The organism is Colwellia sp. C1TZA3 (genome assembly GCF_007954265.1).
In the GTDB taxonomy this organism is placed as follows: Bacteria; Pseudomonadota; Gammaproteobacteria; order Enterobacterales; family Alteromonadaceae; genus Cognaticolwellia.
The window spans coordinates 1-670 of the sequence record NZ_VOLS01000156.1 but is presented as its reverse complement, the minus strand read 5'-3'; the positions used below and the strand labels follow the sequence as shown (position 1 = coordinate 670).

The 670-nt window shown below is 46.6% G+C and carries 1 pseudogene; it reads right to left on the bottom strand.

Going from position 1 to position 670, the window contains the following annotated elements:
- A pseudogene (locus ESZ39_RS17905) lies at nt 1-670 on the bottom strand (hypothetical protein); the annotation flags it as partial.

The following is a 670-nucleotide window of genomic DNA, read 5'->3' as shown; positions in this document are numbered from 1 at the left end:
ATGGTAATGTTACCCGGGCTTGCATTAGTAATTGAGGTGTTATTGGTAAAACTGGTGATGGTTAATGCATTGCCATCTTCTTCTGAGCTATCACCTTGTGTAAAGAAGCCTTGTGTCACTGCATCACCTGCACTAGAGCTGGCGGTTACCACACCAGCACCGCGCACGGTCCCAGCTAATAGCGTAATGGTGGCATCACCGGTGCTATTAGTCAGTACTGTGCCGGTTTTAGGGTCAAACAGACCTAAAGTGGAAGTAAAACTGATCACTTCATTGGCTAAATCGCTGCCATCTGAGGCTTCAAAATGAATGGTAATGTTACCCGGGCTGGCATTAGTAATTGAGGTGTTATTGGTAAAACTGGTGATGGTTAATGCATTGCCATCTTCTTCTGAGCTATCACCTTGTGTAAAGAAGCCTTGTGTCACTGCATCACCTGCACTAGAGCTGGCGGTTACCACACCAGCACCGCGCACGGTCCCAGCTAATAGCGTAATGGTGGCATCACCGGTGCTATTAGTCAGTACTGTGCCGGTGTTAGGGTCAAACAGCCCTAAAGTGGAAGTAAAACTGATCACTTCATTGGCTAAATCGCTGCCATCTGAGGCTTCAAAATGAATGGTAATGTTACCCGGGCTGGCATTAGTAATTGAGGTGTTATTGGTAAAAC